Genomic DNA, 2,020 nt, shown 5'->3' on the forward strand with positions numbered 1-2,020 from the left:
CGTTTAACAAAGACGATGTAAGGCGTTTCTTGCGCCGTGTCAATGAGGCGTTATTGAAATTGGATGGCGATCATTTGGATCCGATCCACGTCAAACCGCTTGATAAAGCAGGTTCCGTCGGGCACCTGGCTATCGATACCGAAGAAGATATCGAACAAATTACAGACGCGGATTTTCCATTGCTGATGGAGAGCCACTTGGATGGACAGGAATTTTCATGTGAAGCATTTGTTCATAAAGGCAAAGTGCGCTTTTTGAATATTACTGAATACATCCGCTTAGGCTATTCGAATTTTGTACCCGCTTCCCCTTCATTAGAAGAAAAACGTCCTCTAATTGAAAGAGCGGTCCAGCAGCTTGTGGATGCCTTTGAAATTGAATACGGCGTCATCCACCCGGAATACTTCATCACTCCAGACGGAACGCTCCACTTTGGTGAAGTCGCTGCACGCGTGCCAGGCGGACATATTTTCGAACTGATTGAACGTGCGTATGGATTCAGTGCGTATGAAGCACAAATTCTATGCAGTGATCCGAATACAACAGATGAAGAAATAGAACAATTTTTCCCTGATCCATATAGCTTCGAAGGACATGCCGGCTGTCTAATGGTCCATCCGAACAGGGATTACGTGGAAGACCTCAATATTCCAGATGAGCTTGAACAGCACCCTTACTTTGAGAAGCACGACATGTTCACTCCACCACAAGGAAAAGTGGCGGAACGAGTCGGTTTCGGAAACCATTATGGAACCATTTTCTTCTACGGAAGAGACAGCGAAGAAATGAGAGATTTACTGAAAGGGTATGAGCAATATAACTTCTACGTTTAAGCAAGGCGTTTCATATAGAAAGGAGAGGACACATGCCTCAACCTACAGGTGTCATTGTTGAACGATTCGCCCAGGCCTTAGAGGAATTGAACAAAGCTCAATCTTTCGTAAAAGCGAAATACCAAACAGATGTTTACCAGGAGGCAAACCGACTTATCGATGCAGAAGATGGACTGGAGCACTTATACCAGCACGCGCATCGCTTTGAAGAAAGCGGCGTTTTCCAGGACGGTCCCTGGGAATCTGCTGACAAATTACAACCTCCTCTCGTTGCAGGTTCCTTGAAGGCTAAAGGACTGCCAATGATCATCGAGGTACTCAGCGAGCTTCGTATGCTTGCTATTGCTGAGTCCAAGTACACGCACCCTACTCTTTCTGCTGTTATGGCTGAGGAGTTTTTGAACGAGGTCATGGTGCTGAATTTGGATATTCTTTTTCCGAATGCGACAGAAAGTTCACGAATCGAAAAAAATGAAAACGATGAGCGCGCTGTAAAGTTATTTCAATTTTTAGCGAGCCGTCTTTCATCTACTGCCCTGATCAAAACGTTGATTTTGGAAATCGAGCGTTTAACCGCACAGCGTCCAATCATGATCAAGCGGACCGTTTCCATGATCAAAATGGCCAAAGAGATGCTTGATAAAGAGTCAGAAGCGGATGAGCGGGATGTTGCTGAACTGAAGAAATATATCTCTGCGATTGAAGGTCCGTCCCCGCTCAGCAACCAGTTCAGAGATGTCCATGCTTATCGTGCTAACTTGAAGTCCCTTACAAGATCCGAGTTAATTTCAGAAAGTGTGGCTTTAGCGAAATCCATGCGGGAAACCGGATTGGTATCTCCGCATCACGCGACATTAACGCGCTTTCTTTGTAAACGGATGCCCGGCCTGCTGCCTTATGTGCTGAACTTGAACAGCAAAGGCAGCGCCAACCTTGAAGAAAACCATGAGCTCGTCATCCAATTGATCAAGGCAGCAATCTTCCCGGCTACCAGACAAGCGATCTATGGATTGTCGCTCATGCTTGAGCGTGGAGTATTATCACACTCCCCGGTCGCACCTGGATTGCGAAGACTCGTTGAGCTCGATATCCGACCGGACGTGCGTAACGCGCTTTATCATACGACCCAAACTGGCGAAGGTGTTACAGCGAATAGCATTCTTGTAGCCGGTTCACTGCAGGTGCTT

1 protein-coding gene and 1 pseudogene are annotated in these 2,020 nt (G+C 46.5%); both read left to right on the forward strand.

What is annotated here, in order from left to right; translation table 11 throughout:
• Nucleotides 1-833 (forward strand): acetyl-CoA carboxylase biotin carboxylase subunit family protein (locus LD39_RS19975; protein WP_035552624.1); only part of this gene is annotated, 833 nt, incomplete at its 5' end.
• Nucleotides 834-865: 32 nt separating this feature from the next.
• Nucleotides 866-2,020, forward strand: a pseudogene (locus LD39_RS19980) (hypothetical protein); the annotation flags it as partial.

This window comes from Halobacillus sp. BBL2006 (genome assembly GCF_000786645.1).
GTDB lineage: Bacteria > Bacillota > Bacilli > Bacillales > Halobacillaceae > Halobacillus.